We start from the raw sequence: 24,439 nt of genomic DNA on the forward strand, positions 1-24,439 counted from the left end.
GAATTTCTCTACGCTGTTGGTAGCTGACAGTGCTTTCATCCAGGACGAGGAATCTGGATGATTTCACCTTTTCCTGCAAGAGGTCAGTGCAATCCTCGTCTTGAGTTAGTATACTGTGGATCTGTTTTGTCTTACAAACAAGACGATATGAAGAAGCCTGTCACATTTACGAAATGATGACGTTAGTCTGGCCTCATGAACAGAAAATCAAAGAACTTCGAGAAATGATGGTGCCGATTGCATAACAACATGTGTGCATAATCATCTGTTCTGGCTGTTAGCTTGTACTCTCCTTTTAGCTTGACAACACGCTGCAGGTATTGTACGTTTTTTTGGCACACAGCTTTTTGATGAATACAACAAAGAAACAGAGCAGCAGTATGCAGCGAGATGAAATAACGCCCCCCGTTCAGGAGCCTCTTTCTTACTGGCAAAGAATCGCTCCAAATCCTCTTTTCGCATCCTCTTTTTCCTTTTCTTCAGATATCCTTGTTATTGGCGGTGGATGGCTTGGGGCTGCTGCCTGTTACTGGTTAGCTGGGACATTCAGTGACCTTAGTGGAACGTCATTTTCCTGCCTATGGAGCAACTGGACGGAACGGAGGCTTTGTCGCTATTGGCCCTGATGAAGCTTACACGCAGGCTATCGCACGGCTTGGGTATACCACAGCTCAAGCTATTTTGCATGTGACGCTTGAGAACCAGAATCTTTTGCGACAGGTGTTAGAAGAAGAAACGATTCAATGTCACTATCGCGAACCGGGTCATCTTCAGGTCGTAGGATGGTCAATGTCAGGCCATTGCGATGAGAAACTCGTAGAACGAGCGCTTGATCAGGCTCTTGCTCGCCGTCGCCCCCCCTCTGGGGCTGTTGCATCACAGTGATCGAGGGAGCCAATATACTTCACAAGTGTATCAATACTATTTAGAACAGGCGGGTATCAAAGTCAGCATGTCACGAAAAGGAAATTGTTGGGATAATGCTGTTATGGAGAGTTTTTTCGGAACGTTGAAGGATGAGTGTGTGAGAAGTACTGTATACTCATCACATGGCGAAGCACGTACTGCCCTTTTTACGTATATAGAAACCTACTACAATCGGGTTCGTCGTCATTCCGCACTCGGATATGCTAGCCCAATCACGTATGAACAAATGAGGAGAAATTGAACATTACGTTACGTTTGACTTTTCACATTCCCTATGGTAGAATAAGAAAAGAAACGTTACGTAAAAACGGTTCATTGTCTCCTCAGCTCCAACCCCTAGAGACTCTACGAAAGCGGGTCAAGGTCACTCCGGAAACGCAACGATAACGAGGAGCGATGGGAAGTCCATTAGTTGTATTTCGAACGGCGGCAATGGAGAGGTTATGGTTGGTCAGACATCGTGCTATAGTGCAATGCTAGGCGATGGTAGCGGGTATTATGCCACTGCTAAAGCCCAATATTATATCAACGAAGCATATCGAACGGTAGCCACCACAGCAACCTATTAATCCCTCTCCAGCATTTCTAGAGTCAAGTGGCTATTCCCTTACCAGGCCGCTTGATATCCCCTCTCCCAGTCTGCTGGCGAACATTGCAGGCTGGGAGAGGGGATGAATGATCTCAAATCCCGGGAGAGTTCTACAGATCCCGTCAGCAAACCGTTGGAATTGACGAACAACGGTCACTTCTCAAGCGTGCTCCGGGAAAATCATGTGCCATTGAAACGCAAAAATGGTCATTTCTTTCTCACTATCCCACATTCCGCAGTCGAGAGTGACTTTTTTTGAATAACAAGAATAACCAAGCACTTTTACTTGTATTACTTTTTTGATCTTTTTGCAAAATAGCAGAGAAAGCAGAAATAGCTAATTTAGGTCAAAAGTTCTTATCTCTTGTCTCTTAATTACTCTGCAAAAGATGCAGAAGCATCATTTATCAATATTCAAAAAGTCATTTTCTAGGGTGCGGAATGTGGGCACTATGAAAGCAGTCGTTCCGGCCTTGAATCGCACCTCCATTGGCTCAGAATTACGGGTTTTTCTAGTTTTTGGTGAGAGATGGAAAAAGATAGGTCACTATCATGAAAGTCTCTACGTTGAGCGAGGGCCGCTCGTCTATGCTCTGAAAATAGAAGAAGAATGGAAGCAAATTCGAGGGAACTTCCACATGCAGACTGGGAGGTTCACCCAAAGTCCTCCTGGAACTATACTCAAAATGGAGAGAGCACACCCAGATCGCTCCTGCCACGTTGTCTTTCGTTCACCTGATGCGGCCTCTTTCTCTCCAGGAGGTGCTCCCGCGCATCTAAGGGTGAAGGGAAGACGCCTTCCTTTCTGGGCGCTTGAACACAATGCCGCTGGTCCGCTCCCTGTTTCTCCGGTCTCTTCAGCGTAGCCCTTCGCTCGCAGACGCGGACGCTCCGCCTCAAATTGGGTAGCCAGTTGTGTATCTCTCATTTGTCACATTTCCTCGTTTTGGTTTGTCATTCTTATGACAAAGGAACCCCCACGAATGTGACAACTGAGACCAGTACAGAAAGGACGTTACTTCATGCCTGAGAAACAATCGCTTCATCCACATCGCAAGCCAGTTCCGCTGGCTCTAGCCAGTGGCCCGGCAGAGTATATGCCAGGTCAGCAGGAGGATCCTGTGGTGCTCACCACCTTCAAAGATTTGCTGCAATGGGCGCAAAACTGGTCCCGCTCCCGCTCAGTGTGGCCCTTTATGTATGCGCTGGCCTGCTGTGGGATTGAAATGATAGCGGTGGCATCTTCTCCTCAATATGATCTGGCACGCTTTGGCTCCGAGGTATTCCGAGCCAGCCCGCGTCAGGCGGATGTAATGATTGTTGCGGGGACTCTTAGCCAGAAAATGGCTCCTCGGCTGCGCCTGCTATGGGAGCAAATGTCTGAACCTAAGTGGGTAATTAGCATGGGGCAGTGCGCCATCTGGCCATCGCTACCGCGATCAATCTCATTCGTCTGGTTGACTGGCTTGATGGGAATCCGTTTGCCCCTACCCGCGTTTCGGCTTTTGAAAGACTCTACAATGCAGCGTAGGGGTTTGCCAGCAGTGCCAAAACTGGGGCAAGCTCATTCCACAAAAGCAGGGTAGGTTCAGGTATCGAAGAGTGCTCATTGTTACCAATCTCGACTCCCTGCTTTCCGTTTGTGAATACGCTCTTCATCAGAGTATATCTCTTCTATACGCCAATACCGTAAGCCGTTCTGGTCTCGTCGCAGAAAATGATATTCATTGAGGGCGCCTCGTATCGCGCTTGCATCCTCGGACATGAGGGAGGTCTGAAGGATGGCAAGGACTTCCTTTGCATCATATATTTTCCCTACTTCAAATAAGTGAACGAGATAGTTGAGAACAAGCAATTTATCTTTCTCTTTTGAAGGTGGCCACACCTTCAGTTGACCTTTTGGAGTAAAAAAACGTCGAAGTTCTCTCGTTACTATTCCTGTATTCTGAGCAACGGGATCTTCCATGATAGTATATTCCTCTTTTCATTGAAGTCGATACTTTTTATGCATGTACAAGTATAGCTGAATTCGGCGAAGAGCACAACAAGCACTGGAAGAAACAGCTCTGATCATAAATGCTCTTCTTCAAAATAGTATTAAGAGGCTCATTTACTTCTTGCTGTAATTCTCCTGGATGATCTTAGCTCATTTTTTGATCATACAGTTCAATGAGGATATCCTCAGAAATGCATTCATGTTTCACAGATAGAATAACAATGGCTATTCCATATGATTAGTAGTCTCTCTCCTCTGGCTTTTTCGTTGCTGTGATACTTACCTCTATAAGAACGCTAGGCGCCCGGAAGTGTGCCAGCGCTTCTGTTTTAAAACGTGAGCAACTGATGGCTGCTATTCTCTTCATGTATAAACGCTCCATAGAAAATTGCCATGAAAACGTACATTATATAGAATAGATTATAGCTACCTTTCATTTCAACATGCCGTTTTTTTACACTTTCTAGGGATATCAAATTACTTTTTATTCTGAATATTCTATACGAGAAGGATATCACTATGAGATTTTTGAGTTCGGACTGGGGAGGTTTGTCATGGACACCCTGGTTTGCTTTTGCTGATGCACCTGCATTTCGCCAGCTTCCTGATAAAGCAGGGCTCTATCGTATTCGTGCTAGAGAACTTGGGGAACTATTTTATATTGGGGAGACTGGGCGTAACGTACGTGAGCGCTTAGGCGATCTCCGTCGCAACACACTCAATGTGGAGATGCCTTTTAATGATCCACATACTGCAGCCCCTTCATTGTGGGCCTGGCGCGACGCCGAAGGCTATGAGTTTGAATGCTCGGCAGCTCCTGTTGTTTTCACTGACCATCCAGAAGAAGCGAGAAAGCGACGCGAAGGATTGGAATTTTATCTGCTGTGGCAATATCGTCTTGAGTTTGGCTTATCAACACGATGTAATCATGGGCATTTTCATCCTCGATATACCAAGTCGTCTGCGAGAAAAGCACTGGTCCAAGGATCCCGTTTAGCGGATGATGTTGAAGATAACGTTGCCGGAGGCGCGAGTTTTCCCCCGCTTCAAGCGCAAGGTGTGCCAGTCGATGATTATTGGATGGGGTTAAAGTGGAGTCCCCTCCAACCTTTAGAACCGGGTAAATATCGAGAAATGTCGATTTTACCAGGAGTGTATAAAATTGTTGATGGTGAGATGAATCAACTTCTTTATGTTGGAGAAGCACAGTGTTTGAGGGATCGTCTTATCACACATGCCAAGAAAGACTGGCGTTGCCAAATGCCTCTATATTCATATGTCGCATGGGAGGAAGGCATTCTCACTTATCAGAGGCATGAGATCGAGAATGATCTTTTGGGTGGCTTTTATGCTCAGGCCCAGACCATGCCGACATTTCAATTGATGAATCATCGATAGAGCGAAAAGGTGAAGCCGCAAAATGTCCTTTTCAGGCAAAGTTCGTTCTCATCTTTTTTTAAAGTTGCAGCCGATCATTGGCAAGAAAATCAGGCTGCCAACGAGAAAAGTCGTTGGCAGCCTGATTTTCTTGCCAATATAACGTCAAAATTTTGACAGCAATTTTGACAGCAGAGTCGTTTGACAGTGGTAGACAAAGGTTGATTTTGAAAGACAAGTTGCAGTCAATTTGAGCTTAGGAGAGACGTCAGTAGGCTTCAGAAGAGGGGTGATGCCGGTGGAGAGATTCGAACCCTCAACCCTTGCGGGATCTGTTTTTGAGACAGACGCGTATACCGTTCCGCCACACCGGCTTGCTTATTGATCGCACAGCTATAATATCGCATCTATAAGCAGAAGTCAATAGTTTTCCCCACACTTTTTTTCTCTCTTCTCTTTGTGGTGGGGGGAGACCGATTGAAGAGTTTCGTAGTGGGTAGACCAGATAGTTTTGGATATGTCAGACTATGTATTATCGTCGTAAGAGCGCCAGGGTGGGAACCCGCCAGTAGCGCCTCCGGGCAAAATCTTCTCCGGGTTGATTGGCGGTGCTCGCGATCAGCCCTGCATACTGAAGATAGCGTAACGCCTCTAATAAGACCCGTGGGCGTATTGAGCCAAATTGAGGGCTGGTCCTCTCAATATAGTTTTGTAGCTCAGATAAGGTAACTCCATGTTGATATGGGAGAACGTTCAGGACAAATTCTGCAAATTGTTGTTTTGTTTGCTGCTGTGCCTGGAGCTCAGAATCTGGTATGGCTCGCCGTGGATGGTGCTCTCCAGGTTGAAAATGGATCTCAATGCGACACGCGTTAGCCCCTTGTTTCATACATGTGCGTTCAACAATACGAACCTGTTCATGATACCGTGCTGCCGCACCCTCAATGGCTCCCAAAAGGACAGAGCAGAGTTGGCGAGGACTATCATAAAGGAGAAAAAACTTTTGTTTATCCGTTGAAATCGCATCATAACGAAATAAGGGTGGGGTAAGTCCATCCGGGGTTCGACGCATCTGCGCATGCGCATCGCGCATCGTCAGCAGAAGTTCAGACGCGCTTCCCACACGCGTCAGGAGATAAGCACAAAGATGGCTGGTGAGCCCGTTCATAATGAAATAACGGCCATAGTCTCGTAAGAGCGCGTCTATTTCCACGCCTGTAATACGGTGGGCCGCCTGCACACCCGCCAGGAGTACACCATCGTTATAGATACGATTGGCTAATGGAGCCGTTGCTGCTGTTTCACCAATGCTTGCTCGATACTCATAGAGCGTTGACGGTCCAAAGCGCTCCGCTAAAAACTTTTCCCATGTCACAAAAATCAGGCCATGCACACTTCCACCTCCACAACTACCCATCATACTAGAATGCACAGAAAGATTGATATATGCATAGTATATCATAAAAAGGATTTCTCTGCCAGGCTCACAGGATCTATCGATATGTTCCATAGATGTATGTGAGATCAGGCCATAGAAGAAGGGATGGCCCCTTTTTCCTATGTTTGTATAGCTTTGCGTTGGTTCAATCGTGTCACTCAACATAGTAGAGTCCATCCGTGGGGCATTCATCCTTATATACCCTGGTGCGTAGAGGAGGATATACTAAAGAAAGCGGCTCTTTCGATGCTGATTCGCTGAGCTTGCATCGCGTTGAATTGTTCTGTTATACTTTCTCATGATGTTTTTCAGCGGTATTTAGCACAAAAAGGCGTACTGCATAGCTTTAGATCTGTATTGATAGGTGAGTATCTAGAGTTCGTTCTCAATGAGTTGCTAACAAGGCGGAGGTTTCCTATGGTAGAGAAAATTGTCTCACAGTCATCCGTTTCTCAACGTGAGCAGACGAGTAAGTCGCATGGTTCTCTGGATGCGGATATTATCATTAAGAATGCTCCTGACCCGGTGTTTGTCTCGGATCTGGAGGGCAAGATTCTCTCGGCAAACGATGCGGTCTACGAATTATTAGGTTTTCGCACCGACGAAGTGTTAGAGCAGTCGCTTTCGCGTTTTGTGAGCCCTGAGGAGACCCGTGAATTTACTGCTGCATTACGTGAAGTCATTGAGCGCGGCGTTATCCGTAATACACGGCTCAATCCACGTAGTGCCTCGAATGAGGTGATTCCTACGACCTTGAATGCATCGGCTTTGCGTGATCCAGATGGGAAGGTGATTGGGGCGATTGGTATTCTACGCGATATGCGTGAACTAGATAAGGCTCGTGCCTATTCGGATAGCTTGATCAAGAATGCTCCTGACCCGGTGTTTGTCTCGGATCTGGAGGGCAAGATTCTTCAGGCCAATGATGCGGTCTATGAATTATTGGGTTTTCGTCCTGATGAGGTATTGGAACAGTCGCTTTCGCGTTTTATTAGTCCTGAAGAGACCCGTGAGTTCCTGGCAGCCCTGCGCGAGGTGATTGAGCGTGGGGTGACGCGCAATGCTCGCCTGAATCCACGCACAGCTTCGAATGAGGTGATTCCTACCACGCTCAATGCTTCCGCGTTGCGGGATACGGATGGGAAGGTGATTGGGGCGATTGGTATTCTGCGTGATATGCGCGCATACGAAAAAGTGGTGAGTGATCTCCAGGAGTCCAAAATTGAGCTACAAGAGAAGATTCTTGACCTGGAGAAGTTTGAAGAAGTGGTGGTTGGACGCGAGTTGAAGATGATTGCCCTGGAGAAAGAGATTGAGAACCTGAAGCGTGAGCTAGAGAAGCTTAGCCGAGGGCAAACGAAATGGTCGTAGATGGGTCTGAAACAATAGGGGCAGAGATCGCGTATCGCGAGATGGATCTTCCGCACCTTCGTCAGGCATATGAGCTGCTTCTAGAGGAAAAGCAGACGTTACAGATGCGTGTCTTCCAGAGTGAGGAGCGCAGACGAGCCTTTATTCATATCTTAAGCGATCTGAATATGCTTAATCGGAAGCTTGCTGATCAGCGGAAGGCGATGATTCATATTCTTGCAGATTATGAACATGATCGCAGTCGGCTGGCGAAACAGACTGAGCGCTTAGATAATTCGCGCCGCGCTCTGATGCATCTTCTGCAAGATTCTCATCAGTCCAATCTGCGGCTGGAGAATAGCCGTAAAGCGATGATTCATATTATGAGCGATCTGAAAGAGACATCAGAGGAGGTTCGCCGTCGCGAATTGGAGCTACGCGAGAAGCAAGAGCAGTTGGTGCAGGCTGGTAAGCTGGCAACATTGGGAGAGCTGACAACCGGGGTGGCCCATGAATTGAACAATCCTTTAAATAATATTGGTCTGTTCATTGGAAATTCGATTGATCTGATCGAGTTGGGAATGGCCGATACCGAGCCTGAGCGTATTCTGCAAGAGCTGGCCAATGCGATGCAACAGGTGCGTAAGGCAACGGAGATTATCTCTCATCTGCGCACCTTTGGGCGGGCTGCTTCTGTAAGTCGTGAGCCAATGGTGATTAATCAGGTGATCGAACGGGCGATCTCGCTGATGCAGGAACAACTGCGGCTGAGGCAGATTGAGGTGCGCCTGGAGTTTCCTGCTGATGATATGGTTGTGATTGGGAATGCAATTCAGCTAGAGCAGGTCTTTATTAATTTATTGACCAATGCTCGTGATGCTATGAGTACTACCGCCCATAAAATCGTTACTATTACCTGTACTCAGGGTGCAAAGTGGGTGGATATTAGTGTGCGCGATACTGGACCGGGAATTCCTGAAGGTCTGGAGCAGCGTATCTTTGATCCTTTTTTTACAACAAAAGAGGTGGGCGCTGGGACCGGGTTGGGACTTTCGATTACATATGGCATTATTAAAGAGCATCAAGGTACTATTATGGTTGAGAATCATCCAGGAGAGGGGGCGACCTTTTTGATTCAACTTCCTACCTGGCTCGATGAGTCTTAGAATGGGCGATGAAGACAAATGACTGAAGCACATATTCTCATTGTTGATGATGACACAGCGCTTTTACAAGCCTTGCCACAGGCTGTTTCTCTGCGCTTGAAGGGTGTGCGGGTAGATATCTCCGACTCGGCTCTGGCTGCTCTTGCAATGGTGCAAGAACGTGAATATGATGCAATTGTCAGCGATATAAAAATGCCAGGAATGGATGGGCTGGCTCTTCTGGCTCATATTCGGGAGTTCTGCCCCGATACGCCAACGTTGCTTATTACTGGTCATGGAGATCATGGTCTGGCTATTCAGGCTCTTCGGGGGGGAGCCTATGATTTTATTCAAAAGCCTATCGATCGTGACTATTTTGTGGCTGCATTGCGCCGGGCCATCCAGACTCATCAATTGCGGCGACAGGTGCAAGAGCAACAGGCCGCTTTAGAGCGTCACGCTCAATCGCTGGAACGCGTGGTTCAGGAACGCACACGCGAGCTGGTTGAGGCCAATGCAGCCAAGGATGAATTTTTAAGTATGGCCTCCCACGAGCTTAGAACTCCTCTCTCCAGTCTGAAAGGGATGACACAGCTGCTTCATCGCCGTCTCATTCGTGCCAAATCTCCTGAAGTAAGCAGCCTTGTGAGTATGGAGAATTCTATTCGTCGGATGGAGGTACTTGTCAATGATCTCCTGAGCATCTCTTTTATTGAAATGGGGATGTTTACGCTCCATTGTCAGTTGTACGATGTCAGTGATCTTTGTCGCCGCCTTGTGGATGAATATGTTGCAGGCACAAATCCAGCACCAGTTGTAGATGTTGATGGTATTGAAAGTGGAGTAATGGCTGAGATCGATATTGAACGCTTTGGACAGGTGGTGATGAATCTGCTCTCGAATGCTCGGAAATATTCAAAGGTTGGTACTCCCATCTTTTTCTCGTTACGCTATGATGAGGAGACGTTCACGTTAACGATCCGTGATAGTGGTGTGGGTATTGACCCTGAACTGTTGCCGCATATCTTTGAGCGTTTTTATCGTGTCCCCGGAGTTGAGGTTCAGACAGGCTCCAGCGTTGGGTTCGGCTTAGGGCTCTATATCTCGCAGCAGATTGTTCAGCGGCATGGTGGGCGTATTCATGTCGAGAGTCAGCCTGGCAAAGGAAGCACTTTTGGCGTGACTATTCCTCTTGTTTGCCAGGAAATTCATCACGCTCAAGAAGAGCCATCAGAGACTTCCTGATGGCTCTTCTTGAGCGTCTTTGTACCGCAATCAGTTGCCCGATTTGTATACAGTATAGAAGATGTATAGAGACATTGGGGAGTCTGTTCCTTTTGTGCTCCCCAATGCCTGATACATGCTTCCCGGGCTACTGTTTACATAAGCGTTTACCTTATAGTGTGAGTCAGCTCCCATCTCTCACCACCAAAGCGATCAATGAACCAGCGATCATGGGAGATAACAATGACAGGTCCCGGAAAGGTAAGGATGGCATTTTCAAATGCCTCTAACACATCCAGGCTAATATAGTTTGTTGGCTCATCCAGCAAAAGAATGTTTGGTGACTGTGCCATTAAGCAGGCAAGTTCTAGCTTTCTGCGCTGCCCCAGACTGAGGTGACGAACAGTTTTTTGCATATCTTCCAGACGAAAGAAACCATAGCCCAGTAGTTTGCCAATCATTTCTCCTTCATAGCCAATCTGCTGGCTTCGATACGTTTCAATGACTGTTGTATCCAGGTTGGGTAGCTCTGGATCTTGAGCAAGGTAGCCTATGCGTGCACCTGAAACAATCTGAACGGTGCCTGAATCCGGCTGGTCCAGGCCGCAAATGATCCGTAGCAGCGTGGTTTTGCCAATACCATTGGGGCCAGTTATCATGATACGCGCTCTGGCTGAGACTGTCACAGTGAACTGGTTAAAGAGTTGACGCTCTCCATAGCTTTTGCTCAGTTGTGTGAGCTGGATAACGCTAGCGGACTGGAGAGGCTCCGTCTGAAATCTGGTTGTCACGGCCAGCAATTCAGGTGGTTTAGGAAGCGCCTCTGCCTCCAGCAGTTCTAGCTGCGCTTGAGCCGAGCGGATATTGCTCGCAACAGCACTCTGCACATTCTGGCTGAAAAAGTAGCGTGCACATTTATCATTATCCCGTATGGCCCGATTGGTATGGCCGATCTGGCGACCAGTCACTTTGATGCGTTTGCGCAGTCCAGCGAGCTCTTCTTGCTGACGTTCATAGTCCTCCTCCCACTTCTGCCGTTCTCTGGCTTTTGCTTGTATGTAGCTATCATAATTGCCTGGATAGATCTTAAGATGTTGTGTATGTTCATCCAGCTCATAGATCGTTTTAGCAGCTTGATTCAGAAACTGGCGATCATGTGAGACCATCAGGATGGCTCCTGGATAGGCGGTGAGATACTGCTCTAACCACTGCATAGTTCCTCCATCCAGATGATTGGTTGGTTCATCGAGGAAGAGGAGATCGGGTGTCTGCAATAATAGGGTTGCCAGTCGCAGGCGCGCCTTTTCGCCGCCCGAGAGGGTTTCAACAGACTGCGTACGAGGAAGATAGTCTATACGCAGACCTGCCAGAATCCGATCTATCTTATAATCTATATCATAGCCACCATGATCCTGGAAACGTGTTGAGACCGTGGTATAGCGCTCTAAGAGCATTGTTAACTGTTCAGAGCTGGCCTGGGCCATCTCCATCTCCAGGTGGTGCATCTCATCTTCTAATTGGGTAAGATTTCCCACGGATGTACGCAGAAGCTCTTCGAGATTTTGCCCTTCAAAGTCTGGTGTACTTTGTGGAAGGTAGCCAGTTTCACTGGTGGGAGCATAGAGAACCGTACCTGTGTCGGCCTCTTCCAGACCCATTAAGATACGTAGAAGTGTCGATTTCCCAACCCCGTTTGGTCCAACGAGCCCCACACGATCATTTTTCTGGAGTGTAAAAGAGAGAGCTTCCAGCACTGAGACAGTGCCATAGGTTTTTGTAAGGTTATGAACTGATAAGAGCATAGTACCTCCTGGGATAAACAAGGCTCTTGTGCCGGTTCAGACAGCAAAGAGCAGAGCGATGAGAGGGTTCTGTGCTCTAAAAGCATGGATCATATTCTCAGTAGACATGCAGATAGTCTAAAGACTGAGCATAGAAGAGTATATATACATGAAGACCTGAGCACAGAGAGGCAGGAAGGTAGTGCCTAAAACTTTCAGGAGTTTTTGCACAGAGGCATGACAAACGGAAAGTGAAGATGCATCTCCTGCAACTAGAGGATTGGTGTGCTCATTTTCAACGGCGGGATCTCCTGGAGAATAAACTAGGAACTGTCTAAGTTTCAAAGAGAAGTATACTGAAGATCGTTTTTCATGTCAAGTGGCAATGGATAAGAGCGGTCCTTCTTTCATAGACGCTATCTGGTGTGCATGGTAGAATGGGTGCGGAGTTTTTTATCTATTTATTATTACCCATCGATTTCATCTCTGCTCACCTCTGGTCGATGTGAGCAATAATGTCTGTATTGATGCGATCATGTCTGGGATGCGATCATGTTTGGAGGATAGTTTGTGGTAACTTATCAAAAATTTTTTAATGAAGAGATGGAGACGCTACCCAAACGACAGCTCAAAGCGTTACAGTTAGAGCGCTTACAAGCTATTGTTGAACGCGCCTACACTCAGAATTCATTTTATCGTACGCTTTATGATCAGGCCGGTGTCGGGCCTTCCGATATTCGCTCTCTGGAAGATATTCGTAAGCTCCCTTTTTTAGAGAAGAAGAGTGTGCGTGAGGCCTATCCTTATGGGATGGCACTGCGGCCAGTAGGAGGGGAGGGAGGTATCCTCCAGCTTCATGCGACGAGTGGCACGACTGGACGTAGCGTTCCTGTCTTTGCAACAAAGAAGGATATCGATTACTGGGCCGATCTGAATGCGCGTGAATTATGGATGACGGGCCTGCGTCCGGGTGACGTATTGATGAACTGTTATGGGTATGGTCTCCCTACGGGTGGTTTTGGTTTTCACTATGGGGCGATGGCGATGGGGGCCATGGCGATCCCACTGGGCTCTGATGCTCGTCAATACGAGCGAATGCGCGATTTTATCCTCGATTTTGGCGTCACCGCAGTCTGTATGACACCTTCGGTTGGTCTATACGTTGGTAATAAGCTGGCCGAGATTGGCGTGAACCTGAAAGAGAGCAGGCTTAAAATTGGTCTGTTTGGAGCCGAGCCCTGGCCCTGGGAGACGCGCCTTAAACTGGAGGAGCTCTTTGGTTTCACAGCGTATGATGAGTTTGGAATGACAGAGTTCCTGGGACCAGGCATGACCTGCGAATGTGAAGTTCGTGATGGCATGCACGCCTGGGCGGATGCGTTCCTGGTAGAATGTATTGACCCCGAGACGGGCGAGCCAGTGGACGAAGGGCAGGACGGAGAACTGGTCTGGACCTGGTTGACAGGGGATGGAACCGCGATGATCCGTTATCGCAGCCGTGATCTCTCCAGACTCTGGTGGGAAGAGCGCTGTTCGTGTGGTCGAACCCATCCAAAAATCGGCGCGATCAAAGGCCGTTCCGATGATGCCGTCTCAATTCGCGGCTTAATCGTCTTTCCCAGCCAGATTGAGGCAGCCCTGGTTAAATTTCCGGAGACGGGCGCAAACTTCCGCATCATCGTCGATCGCCGCAACGATCTTGATACGTTCGATCTAAAAGTTGAGACAAAAGATGCCGCCATCTTCGCACAACCAGAGGCCCTCCAGCGTGTCCAGAAGCAGATGGCAGAGGCTGTCAAGTCAATTACAGGGAATACACCACAGGTGCAATTAGTGCCTGCTGACAGCCTGCCACGAGCGACTGGTGGCGAATCCAAGACTGCCAGCGCACGCGTAGAGGATCGTCGTAAAAGATAAGGCAGCAAGCGCCTCGACGCCTATTTCCTGATCAGTATCATAGTAGCAGGCGGATGAAAACAATGCAGTGTATGATACTGATCAGGGAAAAAGACGCCGTCAAGACTAATGACATGGACCTCACAGTGGTGTATAATACCGTCCACAATAAGTATGAAATACGGACAGCCCATACGCTACGACACAGGCTAGTGATGCTCTAGGAGAAGCACTGAACATGACCACGACACACATTCCACGCGGAAAGTATCATATCTGGACAGTTGGCTGTCAAATGAATCAGGCTGACTCTCAACGCATTCAGACCATGCTTGATGAATTGGGATGGGAAGAGGCAAGTATGGAGCAGGCGAACCTCGTGGTGCTCAATACGTGTAGCGTACGTAGCGCGCCAGAGGTGAAGGCGCACAACCAATTGGCACATCTCAAGCGTGCGAAAGAGCAGCGGAGCGATCTGCTTGTAGCTTTAATGGGGTGCATGATTGGCAATCAGAAGACCATTGATGATTTGAGCAAGCGGTATCCCCACATCGATCTCTTTATGAAGGTCGAGCATTCAGATATTTTACCTCATTTTCTTGAAGAGCGCTGGACCCCAATTTCGGGGGCAGGGTGTCTGGATGTCGAACTTCTCCCCAGCGATGAGCCGCAAGAGCTTGAACCCATTGAGAACCTGCTGCCAACTTTTGCCACCTCCACTGCACGAGGCAAGAAACAGACGGTTCTTCCAATGGCAATTACACCCAAACCAGGTGAGCGTATTGCCCATTATCCCACAAAGATCGAGCCGGCCAGAGTGAGCCCAACAGCCTGGTTGCCAATTGTCCTGGGATGTAATAAAGTCTGTACCTATTGTATTGTGCCTTATCGGCGTGGTCGAGAGCGCAGCCGTCCGCTGGATGAGCTGATGCTGGAGGCTCGTACGCTGGTGGATAAAGGGGCCAGAGAGCTGACCTTGTTGGGGCAGACTGTCGAATCCTATGGTTTAGATCTCCCTGAGCAGCCCGATCTGGCCGATCTGATGACCTCACTGAGCGAGATCGATGGACTGCAACGCATTCGGTTTATGACTTCTTATCCACGGTATATGACCGATAGTATGATAGAGCGGATGGCGCATCTGCCAAAGGTCTGTGAACACCTGAATATCCCGGTTCAATCTGGCGATGATGAGATGCTCAAACGAATGAAGCGTGGATATACCCTGGAAGAGTATTGTGAACGAATTGATCGTGTCCGTGAATTGTGGCCCAGTATCTCGCTATCAACCGATATCATTGTCGGCTTTTGTGGAGAGACTGAAGAAGAGTTTCAGCATACACTGGATCTGATTGAGAAGATCCGGTTTGATGTCGTACACGTTGCGGCCTACTCTGTTCGTCCTGGTACTGTCGCCTCGCGCTGGGAAGACGATGTGCCGTTGCAAGAGAAAAAGCGCCGGCTACATGCAGTTGAAGAGGTGCAGGCCAGGATCGCCCTGGAACGTAACCAGACCTCACTAGGCCAGATTGAGGAGGTTATGATTGAAGACCTTAACACTACCCATGGTCGTCAGCAATGGCGAGGACGAAACCGCACAAATAAGCTGGTCTTCTTCCCCCAACCAGAGGCGTCTACCAGCCAGCGGGTCTACCAGCCGGGCGATCTTGTTTCCGTTCGGATTGAACACGTAACCCCCTGGTCGCTACAGGGTTGCGCGGTTGAGTTATAATAAGCCAACTGGCAAAAATATGTGCACTTTTCATAGATCCTGTGCAGATGGAGGATGTTTTAATGACGCAAGCACTGTCGGCTGAAGAAAAAGCTCGAATGAAAAAACAGTGGACAGAGTTGGCTGTCAAGCTGGCCCAGGAGGGACAGTGGGCAGAGGCGGTAAATGTGAACAAAAACATTATCAACCTCTTCCCTTCTGAGCCCGATGCCCTGAATCGTTTGGGCAAGGCCCATAGCGAGCTAGGACAGTACACCGAGGCCCGACAGGCCTACTCACAGACGCTGAAGTACAGCCCTGATAATATTATTGCGAAAAAAAATCTGGATCGCCTCGCGTTGATGCCTGATACCGTTCGTACTGGAGTTGCGCCAACTGGAGTTGCGCCAACTGGAGTTGACCTTCAGATCTTCATTGAAGAGACCGGTAAGTCGGGTGTAACCGAGTTGATCAACCTTGCTCCCTCATCGATGCTGGTGAGAATTGGGGCAGGTGATAAAGTGAATCTGCATGCAGATGGACATCGCTTACTGGTAAAAAATGCCGCAGGCGATTATATCGGGCAGGTTGAGCCTCGTCTGGCCAATCGTCTGATTGGCTTTATTGCAAAAGGGAACCGCTATGGGGCGGCTATCCTGATCCCTCTCCAGGGTGTTATTCGTATTCGTGAAGAGTATCAGCATCCCAGTATGTTCAATCAAGTGAGCTTCCCCTCGCAGGGAGCGAATGAGAAAGATACTGTACGAGCCTATATTAAGGATTCTATGTTGCGCTACGACCGCGACGACGAAGATGATCTGGGCAACGATGACGAATATTATGATGGCGGGGATGATGCAGATGAGATGACCGAGGTCGATTTCGAGAGCGGTTCAGATAGCGACGAATAGTTTGTTGTTTTTTTTATCTTTGAAAGGAACCTATAGGAATGAATAAAGCAAAACGTGTTGCATGGCATAAGCATCTGGCAAAAGCGAGAAAACTGAAAGAGAAGCAGCGCCAGGCTCAGAAGTCCGGGAGCACTCCTGCTACTGCGACGGTTCGTCGCTAGTTGTATTGTGTGAGTGATGAGCAGTCTTTCTCCTTCGCAATCACAATCATCGGCATCGGTGAGAACCATTCTGACTCTGCTCGCCTCACGTAATGCGCAATTAGTTGCAGGTGGGGAGGGGTTAGAGCGCCGTGTGACGTGGGCCTGTTGTATGCGTTCACGTCTTCCTGCATTTGATACGGTACAGGGCGGTGAGTTAGCCCTTCTCCGGCTTCAGCAATTGCGGCGCCTCGATGAGACGCTGCCACATCTGCTGAAAAGCCTCCATCAAGCTGGCGTGGCAGTGATTGCTGTGGCTGCTCGAACCGAGGCGGAGATTGATGAAGAGTCGCGTGATCTGGCAAATCAACTGCGTTTGCCGTTGATTTTATTGCCTCTCTCAGCCTCGCTTGAACAGATTGCTCGCGAGGTAAGCACTTTTGTTGCCAGTTTCCAGGGCGAGATCGAGCGCAAGGCGACCGATATCGCTCACCAGTTGATGGATCTGAGCGTACAGGGGGCGGGCATTCAAGGATTATGTGACGCTTTAGCCAATAGTCGGCAGAAATGGGTTCTGGTGCAAGATGCCGATCAGAGCATTCGTTTTCAATCAGCTCCGGCAATGACCTCTCTTCTGACTCTTCCCCAACCTTTTACTGACGAACTCTTGCGTGCTCAGGGCTTTATCCGCGTTGTCGATCCTATCCTGATGCGTCATGAAGTCGTTGGCTATCTCTCGCTCATTGGGCGTGAGAGTGATTTTGATTTCCTTGAGCGCATCATTCTCGGGAAGGTCACTCCCATTCTGGCAATTGAGTTTGCACGCGAGCGCGAACGCAGTGAGGTTGAAAGCCGCTATCAGGTTGAAGCTTTTACTGATGTTCTCCAGGGCCATTATCAGCAGCCTGAAGAGATGTTGGCTCGTGCCCGGCTGCTTGGTTATGATCTGACGACTCCCCAGGTGGTCGTTGTATTTGAAGTGGCTCAGTCTGAACATGTTGTGTCAGCGCCATCGACTCAATGGAGCAAATGGATACGAGATGAGTTGTTGCGTATCTGGCCCAATTGTTGGATTCTCCCAGAGACGCGCCGGGTCACGGCACTCTTACCTCTGCTTGAATTGGGATCAACTGCTGAGGAGGAGCGTGAGAATGAGAATACCCTCTATACACGGATGGAGCGTGTGCTCTCCCGTGTACCAGTAAATCGAAGCAAAAGTTCAAATCAGCCTCTCTATTCGTGTGGCATTGGCCGCATTGCGCAAAATCTCTCGGGCATCCCTCTCTCCTTTCGTGAGGCACAGCAGGCCTTAGAGATTGGTCGTCGTCTCTTTGGAGAAGGCAATCTGCATTCTTTTGCGCGTTTAGGGATCTATCGCTTGCTGTTCCATCTTAACGGGCATAATGAGCTCAATGATTTTTATCAGGAGACGTTAGGACCTTTGCTCAGCCACGATAGTACGTATGTGGATACGCTCGAAGGGTTCTTTCGCTGTAATGGGAACCTGAGTGAGATGGCGCGTACGATGCACTTTCACCGCAACTCTCTCCTCTATCGCCTTAATCGTATTGAGGCTCTGCTTGGTCGCTCTCTGGAGGACCCCGAGCTGCGCCTCTCGTTACAGATTGCTCTCAAGATCCACCACTTAAAGCAGCGCTGATCAAACGGCTGGTAAGAGCTACGGGAGGTTATTGATAAGCTTCATCTGTAAAGATAATATTGCCTCCAGTTGCTTTGAGTAGACGATCTTTGACTGCCCTTCCAAGTCCTTCTTCTGTAAAGCTGCGACAAAGAATGACCTGGACGCCTGCATCTTCAAGCGTACGTAATCCAGCAAAGAGCCGGGTCGCAACCTGTTCAGGCGTCTTGCCAAGGAGATAGAGGGTTGCTCCGCTCTTGTTAAAATAGTCCTCGTCCTCATCTGCAAGCAAGACTCCAACCTGTTGACCTTGTTGGTGATAGCGTTGAATCTCTGTGAGCATCCTCTGGCGCAGGCTTTCTTTTGATCCTTCAAAGAGATAGGCCGGAACACTGGGGGCATAGTGAACGAGCATCTGCCCTGGAGCGTACAGAGCTTGCTGCTCTTCATCGTGTTTTGTGCGAGGGGCTGCTACTTGAACCTCTGGTATGATTGTGCGTAATGCTTCCAGGCTGATACCGCCAGGACGGAGAATAGTAGGGATTGTCGAACAGAGATCCAGCACCGTTGATTCGACACCAACCTCACAGGCTCCTCCATCGAGGATCAGTGGGACCCGGCCCTGGAGATCAGCCAGGACATGCTGGGCGGTGGTGGGGCTGACATGCATAAAACGATTGGCGCTGGGAGCCGCAATGGGGAGACCTGCGCTACGGATCAGGCTGAGGGCAATGGGATGGCGCGGCATCCTGATAGCGACCGTCTCCAGGCCAGCGGTTACCATTCCAGGAACACGTGAACTGGCAGGCATAATCATGGTCAGCGGACCAGGCCAGAAGGCTTGAGCAAGAGGGAGCGCTAATGGAGGAAGGGTGCTTACAAGCGTTTGCAGTGTTTCTAAGGCGGCAATATGAACGATGAGGGGATCATTGAATGGTCGCCCTTTAGCCACAAAGATCTGTTCGACGGCCTGAGGGTTGAGGGCATTGGCTCCTAGCCCATAGACCGTCTCTGTTGGGAAGACGACCAGCTCTCCTGCTTGAATCAGTGTTGCGGCCTGTGCGATCTTTGCTGCTTCAGGCTCTGCTGGCTGTACTGCTAAAATCTGTGTCTCATATCTGTGCATAATGGATGCTTTGCCCCTCCAACTTTCCGATGACTTTTTGGAAGCGATTATCTTTTGCCTGAGTATAGCATGTCAGGGCGTTCTCTCCAACTCTATAGCGTCATTGATCGGTAACGTTAGTTATTTGTTACCTGCTTTGCAATCTGATTATCTCTTTCATACAGATTATAAAATTTTCTGGGATCTCTTCTGTTAGAGTTGTCAAAAAAAGTTGAGGCCCTGATGGTCTTAACTGGATTGAGGGAAGGCGGTAGAAGGTTATGAATCCACACTCTGTCCGTGATCAATTGCTCTATCCTCATGAGTGTTTTCGGGCTCTGCGACACGAGCAGCCTGTCTACAATGAGCAGGCGAAATTTTGGGAGGTCTCCACCTACGAGGATGTTCATCTTCTGGTAACCGATCATGAGCTCTTCTCATCTGATGAGTCAAAATTTACACCAGCTTCGGAGGCTCCAGCGCTGAAGAGCATTTTGAATATGGACCCACCACGCCATCGACAACTGCGTTCCCTTTTGTCCCAGGCTTTTACCCCACGTGCACTGGCACAACTTACGCCTCGTATTACAGAGATTACGCAGGAGCTGTTGGATGCTGTAGAGAAGAAGGGGGCGATGGATATTATTGATGATCTCTCCTATCCACTGCCTATCATTGTCATTGCAGAGCTGCTTGGTGTGCCAATTGAAGATCGACCACAGTTTAAGCATTGGTCGGACGAGATCGTTTCAGGCGAATATGATGAGCTGACTGGTGAGAATCGTGAGCTTGTGCTGGAGCGCGTTCGTCAGCGTGTGCGCAAGACAATGGATGAGATAAATGAATACTTTCGCTCGATTATTGCTCAACGCCGTCAGCAGCCAGGCGAGGATATTATCAGTGCCCTCTTAGCTGCACGAGTGGATGGTCAGGAGCTCACAGAGGATGAGCTCCTGGGCTTCTGTGCGTTATTACTGATTGCCGGTAATATCACAACAACGAATCTGATCGGCAATGCACTTCTCTGCTTTGATGAGCATCCTGAAGCCATGGTGCAATTGCAGCAGAGGCCTCAGCTCCTTCCTTCCGCCATTGAAGAGGTTTTACGCTATCGTTCGCCTGTAACAATTCTGGCGCGTTTTGCTGCCTCTGATTTTATTCTAAAGGAACAATTGATTCGTCGTGGACAGGTTGTCCTGGGTTGGTCAGGAAGCGCGAATCATGATCCTGACCATTTCGTCCATCCCGAGTGTTTTGACATTACGCGGAGCCCTAATCAACATCTTTCCTTTGGACATGGTATTCATTTCTGCCTGGGAGCGCCACTGGCTCGCCTGGAGGCGAAAATCGCACTGGGTATGTTATTGGAGCGTTTTACCAGAATACGTATCACCCATGAGCGAGATCTTGAGCCCGTAAATAGCACGTTCATTTATGGTGCAAAACACGTCCCTATTACCTTTGCCGTTCGTTAAGCGCCTTGCTGAGCCATTGATGATCTGCTCTCTTCAGACTATCTACAGCAAGGATTGGAGGCCAGTTGGACCCTATCTTTGCTGTAGGTGATGATTTACTGAATCAGAACAGACTGCTCCACCTCTCTCCAATAGCGAGAAAAACGGCGAAGATCACGAACCTGATGGTGTGGAATAAGACTATCAAAGGGATAGATTTTGACGTGACGTTGCTTTTGCAGCGCATGGAGCTGGCTCTGTAGATGGGGATCAACAACCTCGGTGGTGACAATGGTTCTTTCCTCATGGTGTGTAAGCTCGAGCAGAATCTGCTGAGGTTCTCCTTGATAGATCTGCACATCTGGTATTTCTTGTAGACATTCATAGAGAAAAACGATTCGCTTGAGTGTCCAGCCAGCTTTCTTGATGGCATCCATATCAAAGATAAAGACCCTCTGTGCATCTGGATGGGCTTTCAGAGCTGGACTGAATGGATTGAGATTCTCTTCATTGATCCAGACCAGCGGCTGAACAGCAGGCGCCTCATCAGCAGTGTTAGATGCCTTGTGAGCGTTGGTCTCGTTGTGGACGGTGGTGAGCCGCTGTTGGAGGGGGGACAACGATGGCTCAGCTCTAGTCGCAGGCGTAGGGAAGATGCGTTCTGCAATATCTTCATAGCTTCCAGCAAAAGGGCAGCCATGGTGGAGGAGTGGACACTGTGGGCAGTAGCTGTTCTGTGTATAGCGGGCGAGATTTTCGCGATTAAAGTAATAGGGTTTCTCCGCAAACGTTGAAGCGACCCATTGCCAGGAAAGATTATTGCTTGCTGGATCGCCATCCAGAAGATGTTGAAGGAACCAGTAGGCGCCAGTCTGCCAGCGCACCTGACGATGATGAATAAGATAGCTTGCGGTCCACATACGGGCATGATTATGAAGATAGCCCGTGGTATAGAGCGTCTGGATAAAGGCATCCAGACAGGCAAGACCAGTCTGACCGTTCTGAATATCTTCCGGCAAGTGCTCGGTATATGAGCTGACGCCAGTCTTCCAGGGCTCGATATCGTGCCAGATCTCAGTTCCTAGACGTTGATAGACATGTTGATAGTAGTCGCGCCAGGCCAATTCCTGGAGGAGTTTATCTGCCTGATGACCCCCCCAACGTGTGATGATCCATTCACGCACCTCTGATAGTGAGAGCACTCCATGCCGCAGGTAGGGAGAGAGGTGCGTTACTGCCCCGTTGAGCAGATTTCGCGTCTGGGCATATGCTATTGGCTGAACCTGTTGCAGGCGTGTCTCAGCAGCACGCCTGCCCCCCTGAATTGGACTGATCGCTGGATGTTGGGCAGCAGCATCGGCAAAATGGACCAGGAGATAGGCGATAAGATCATCGCGTTGTGCAAAATCTGTCTGCAAAGTCTGCAAATAGTGCATACCTCTTCTTCCCCTCGTTTCCTTATTCAACAGTTATCGTCTTGTGTTGTGCACAATCAGGACGCCATTGTTGGTAGAAGGAGGGTAAGGGCTCACTAAATTTTTTTCGGTTAAAACTTTCCTTCCATCATATAGATGTGATTAAATAGAGAGAGGTTTTATAGAGAGTATCAGTAAACATCCGCATCGTGCATGGTAAAGTAGTAGTGCTTCTATTCATGTAGGTTCATTCCAGAGAGATCTCTGTAAACGTGTTGGAGAAGAGATCTTGTGCCGCTTTAAGGATGGAACTATGGATGTACATGCTGTCCTCAAACGACTGTCGGTTCGTGAACAGTTACTTCTCAGTCTGCTCTGGTTTTCTGTCAATGCACTTTCGGCAGGCCTCTTGCCAGTTATTATTCCCACACAGATTGCACTGTTTGTGACGCCAGGGGTAGTGGGTGATGTGCAGCAGGCGACCTTTCTGGGCTGGATCTCAACCCTGGGTGCGCTGGTCTCCTTGTTTGTGCCACCGTTGATTGGAATGCTTTCGGACCAGACAACTGGAGCCTTTGGCCGCCGCCGCCCCTATATTCTATTGGGTGCTTTGTGCACCGTTCTTAGCCTTCCTCTCCTCATCATGGTGAATGGAATCTGGATCTTTATCGCCGGTCTGGCCATCTTGCAGGTTGGCTTAAATATCTTGACGGCTGGCTATCAGAGCCTGACTCCTGATCTGGTGCCCAAAGAACAGCGTGGAGCGGCTTCTGGATATATGGGATTGATGGCCATTCTGGGAAATGTCATGAGTCTTGGTCTGGCGGCCTGGTTATTAAAAGATGTGAGCCTGCAAGCGGTGAATGTCGTTCTTATTCAACAAGGGACACGTCTCTTCTATGTGATCACCAGTATCATACTGGTGATTGGAGTATGTATCACAACATTTGGTATTCATGAAATGCCGGTTGTCAGCATCATCAAGGAGACCAGGCGGCCTCAATTTCAGTGGCGGGCCTGGTTTATACGGAATTGGGTACGGCCCTGGCGAGACTATAATTTTACGGTCGTGTTTTTGACACGTTTTGCGGTTATGATGGGTCTGACTCTGTTCTTGACGTATATTGAGTATTACTTTGCAGATGTGGCTCATGTGACAAACTTTGTCGCTGCTACCGCCGCCGTTGCAGTGCTGGCTTTAGCAGGAGCGGTTGTCAGTGCGTTTGGTCTGGGGATATTCTCTGATCGTGTCAGCCGGGCTCCTCTTGTAAGTGTTGCGACGATCTTAATGGCACTGGCATCGCTGGCGTTTGTGATCTCTTCAGAGAGTTTTCCGCTCTGGTTACTGGGCATTCTCTTCGGGCTTGGTTATGGAGCCTATACGAGCGTTGACTGGGCCCTGTCTGTTGATGCTCTGCCCTCATTGGATACTGCTGGGAAGGACCTTGGACTCTGGAATGCTTCATCCACCTTACCGGCCATTCTGGCTCCAGTATTGGGAGGGGGAATTATTGTTGTCGTTCATCATTTTGGGCCGACAGCATTAGGATATCGGATAGTGTTTGCCATGGCGACCTTCTTCCTGGTACTGGCTGCCATTTTTATCCTCCTGGTGCGTGAAAGTAGCACAAGGGAAAAACCTCAGAACAGAGCGCTGCCGCCAGGATGGAGCTTCGCTTTTCAGACTCGCGCGGGGAAAGCACGTGGTTTTCTGCGCTTCTGGCCTTTTTGGGAGCATCTTACGAGAAGTCTCTGGCACGTACAATCAATTCCAGGGGCGCGTTACGATCTTATTCAGGTGCGTTTTACGCGCTATCGTGGGAGGCCCATAGAGCTGCCTTCTGGTGTAAAGATTGTCAAAGGTGACCCTATTATCGACCTGCATTTTCGTAATCGTGCTTTTTTAGAGATCTCTACGCATGCTGAATCATGGTCCTATCTGCGTGTTATGGTGCAGAATCTTCAGGCTCTTGCTCTCTGGACGCAGCAGGCAGATTTTCCGCAACCGATTAAGGCTATCTATGGCGTGACGCTTCTCAGTCGTGGTGCACCGCGTCTGGGCTTTCTGGTGCGAAAACGGCCTCAGAATCTTCATACATCTCTGGATCGTTTCTTTATGTATGGATTGCTTGTCCTCTATAACCCGGAGGGAAAGGATCGACTCTTAAGAGGAACGACGTATGGCAGTTATCCACAAGAAGTCTGGATGGCCTTTGAATCCTTACTAACATATTACCTTCCTGAATCCTCGGAGGATACGTTTGTTCTGTGAAGATAGGGGAAGAGATCCTCAGTATTAAATCTACCAGCGTAAATTAATGCACGAAAGAAAAAGAGAGTG

At 48.8% G+C, this 24,439-nt stretch carries 18 protein-coding genes, 1 tRNA gene and 1 pseudogene; 14 read left to right on the top strand and 6 right to left on the bottom strand.

What is annotated here, in order from left to right:
• Window positions 1-558 precede the first annotated feature (558 nt).
• The 3 genes and pseudogenes from EL628_RS31210 (at window position 559) to EL628_RS11825 (ending at window position 3,102) form a co-directional block, all read left to right on the top strand.
• Window positions 559-1,168, top strand: a pseudogene (locus EL628_RS31210) (IS3 family transposase).
• 202 nt (window positions 1,169-1,370) lie between these two features.
• Window positions 1,371-1,496 (top strand): hypothetical protein, encoded by a 126-nt coding sequence (locus EL628_RS30780; protein WP_281276534.1) that lies wholly within the window; start codon window positions 1,371-1,373, stop codon window positions 1,494-1,496.
• 1,042 nt (window positions 1,497-2,538) lie between these two features.
• On the top strand, window positions 2,539-3,102 hold the full coding sequence (locus EL628_RS11825) for an NADH-quinone oxidoreductase subunit B (protein ID WP_371859643.1): 564 nt from the start codon (window positions 2,539-2,541) through the stop codon (window positions 3,100-3,102).
• Between the two features lie 26 nt (window positions 3,103-3,128).
• On the opposite strand, the gene EL628_RS11830 is transcribed toward EL628_RS11825, so the two are convergent.
• Entirely contained in the window at window positions 3,129-3,482 is a 354-nt protein-coding gene (locus EL628_RS11830) for a DUF2087 domain-containing protein (protein WP_126580150.1), read from the bottom strand.
• A gap of 549 nt (window positions 3,483-4,031) precedes the next feature.
• Here EL628_RS11830 and EL628_RS11835 point away from each other — a divergent pair.
• Complete coding sequence (locus EL628_RS11835; protein WP_126580151.1) at window positions 4,032-4,910, top strand: GIY-YIG nuclease family protein; 879 nt, start codon at window positions 4,032-4,034, stop codon at window positions 4,908-4,910.
• A gap of 272 nt (window positions 4,911-5,182) precedes the next feature.
• On the opposite strand, the gene EL628_RS11840 is transcribed toward EL628_RS11835, so the two are convergent.
• Together EL628_RS11840 and EL628_RS11845 are read right to left on the bottom strand one after the other, a co-directional pair.
• Window positions 5,183-5,263 (bottom strand) — tRNA-Leu (locus EL628_RS11840).
• Window positions 5,264-5,421: 158 nt separating this feature from the next.
• The gene (locus EL628_RS11845; protein WP_161975442.1) at window positions 5,422-6,282 is read right to left on the bottom strand and encodes a heme NO-binding domain-containing protein; all 861 of its coding nucleotides are present in this window, start codon (window positions 6,280-6,282) and stop codon (window positions 5,422-5,424) included.
• Between the two features lie 462 nt (window positions 6,283-6,744).
• On the opposite strand from EL628_RS11845, the gene EL628_RS11850 reads away from it, so the two are divergent.
• The 3 genes from EL628_RS11850 to EL628_RS11860 are packed head-to-tail and all read left to right on the top strand — an operon-like array spanning window position 6,745 to window position 10,067.
• Window positions 6,745-7,698 (top strand): PAS domain-containing protein, encoded by a 954-nt coding sequence (locus tag EL628_RS11850; RefSeq protein ID WP_245994069.1) that lies wholly within the window; start codon window positions 6,745-6,747, stop codon window positions 7,696-7,698.
• Window positions 7,689-8,843: a sensor histidine kinase gene (locus tag EL628_RS11855; protein ID WP_126580153.1), complete on the top strand. Its 1,155-nt coding sequence runs from the start codon at window positions 7,689-7,691 to the stop codon at window positions 8,841-8,843. The genes EL628_RS11850 and EL628_RS11855 overlap by 10 nt, the downstream gene beginning before the upstream one ends.
• 18 nt (window positions 8,844-8,861) lie before the next feature.
• Window positions 8,862-10,067 carry a hybrid sensor histidine kinase/response regulator gene (locus EL628_RS11860; protein WP_126580154.1) on the top strand — a complete coding sequence of 402 codons (1,206 nt, stop codon included), beginning with the start codon at window positions 8,862-8,864 and terminating at the stop codon, window positions 10,065-10,067.
• Window positions 10,068-10,213: 146 nt separating this feature from the next.
• On the opposite strand, the gene abc-f is transcribed toward EL628_RS11860, so the two are convergent.
• Complete coding sequence (gene abc-f / locus EL628_RS11865; RefSeq protein ID WP_126580155.1) at window positions 10,214-11,848, bottom strand: ribosomal protection-like ABC-F family protein; 1,635 nt, start codon at window positions 11,846-11,848, stop codon at window positions 10,214-10,216.
• Window positions 11,849-12,397: 549 nt separating this feature from the next.
• On the opposite strand from abc-f, the gene EL628_RS11870 reads away from it, so the two are divergent.
• From EL628_RS11870 to EL628_RS11885, 5 genes are all read left to right on the top strand, one after another.
• On the top strand, window positions 12,398-13,744 hold the full coding sequence (locus EL628_RS11870; RefSeq protein WP_126580156.1) for a phenylacetate--CoA ligase family protein: 1,347 nt from the start codon (window positions 12,398-12,400) through the stop codon (window positions 13,742-13,744).
• A 217-nt stretch (window positions 13,745-13,961) separates the two neighbouring features.
• Complete coding sequence (locus EL628_RS11875; protein WP_126580157.1) at window positions 13,962-15,455, top strand: MiaB/RimO family radical SAM methylthiotransferase; 1,494 nt, start codon at window positions 13,962-13,964, stop codon at window positions 15,453-15,455.
• A 62-nt stretch (window positions 15,456-15,517) separates the two neighbouring features.
• Window positions 15,518-16,345 carry a tetratricopeptide repeat protein gene (locus EL628_RS11880; protein ID WP_161975443.1) on the top strand — a complete coding sequence of 276 codons (828 nt, stop codon included), beginning with the start codon at window positions 15,518-15,520 and terminating at the stop codon, window positions 16,343-16,345.
• A gap of 38 nt (window positions 16,346-16,383) precedes the next feature.
• Window positions 16,384-16,506, top strand: a complete 123-nt coding sequence (locus EL628_RS30785) for a hypothetical protein (RefSeq protein WP_281276535.1) — start codon at window positions 16,384-16,386, stop codon at window positions 16,504-16,506.
• A gap of 16 nt (window positions 16,507-16,522) precedes the next feature.
• Entirely contained in the window at window positions 16,523-18,145 is a 1,623-nt protein-coding gene (locus tag EL628_RS11885; protein WP_126580159.1) for a PucR family transcriptional regulator, read from the top strand.
• A 28-nt stretch (window positions 18,146-18,173) separates the two neighbouring features.
• Here EL628_RS11885 and EL628_RS11890 read toward each other — a convergent pair whose 3' ends face one another.
• The gene (locus tag EL628_RS11890) at window positions 18,174-19,250 is read right to left on the bottom strand and encodes an L-threonylcarbamoyladenylate synthase (protein WP_126580160.1); all 1,077 of its coding nucleotides are present in this window, start codon (window positions 19,248-19,250) and stop codon (window positions 18,174-18,176) included.
• Between the two features lie 260 nt (window positions 19,251-19,510).
• Between EL628_RS11890 and EL628_RS11895 the strand changes: the two genes are divergently transcribed.
• On the top strand, window positions 19,511-20,704 hold the full coding sequence (locus EL628_RS11895) for a cytochrome P450 (RefSeq protein ID WP_126580161.1): 1,194 nt from the start codon (window positions 19,511-19,513) through the stop codon (window positions 20,702-20,704).
• A gap of 95 nt (window positions 20,705-20,799) precedes the next feature.
• Here EL628_RS11895 and EL628_RS11900 read toward each other — a convergent pair whose 3' ends face one another.
• Window positions 20,800-22,119, bottom strand: coding sequence for an FAD-binding domain-containing protein (locus EL628_RS11900; protein WP_218028901.1), 1,320 nt, complete (start codon window positions 22,117-22,119; stop codon window positions 20,800-20,802).
• A gap of 292 nt (window positions 22,120-22,411) precedes the next feature.
• On the opposite strand from EL628_RS11900, the gene EL628_RS11905 reads away from it, so the two are divergent.
• Window positions 22,412-24,370, top strand: coding sequence for an MFS transporter (locus tag EL628_RS11905; RefSeq protein WP_126580162.1), 1,959 nt, complete (start codon window positions 22,412-22,414; stop codon window positions 24,368-24,370).
• The last annotated feature ends 69 nt before the right edge of the window (window positions 24,371-24,439 follow it).

The organism is Tengunoibacter tsumagoiensis (genome assembly GCF_003967535.1).
Taxonomy (GTDB): Bacteria; Chloroflexota; Ktedonobacteria; order Ktedonobacterales; family Ktedonobacteraceae; genus Tengunoibacter; species Tengunoibacter tsumagoiensis.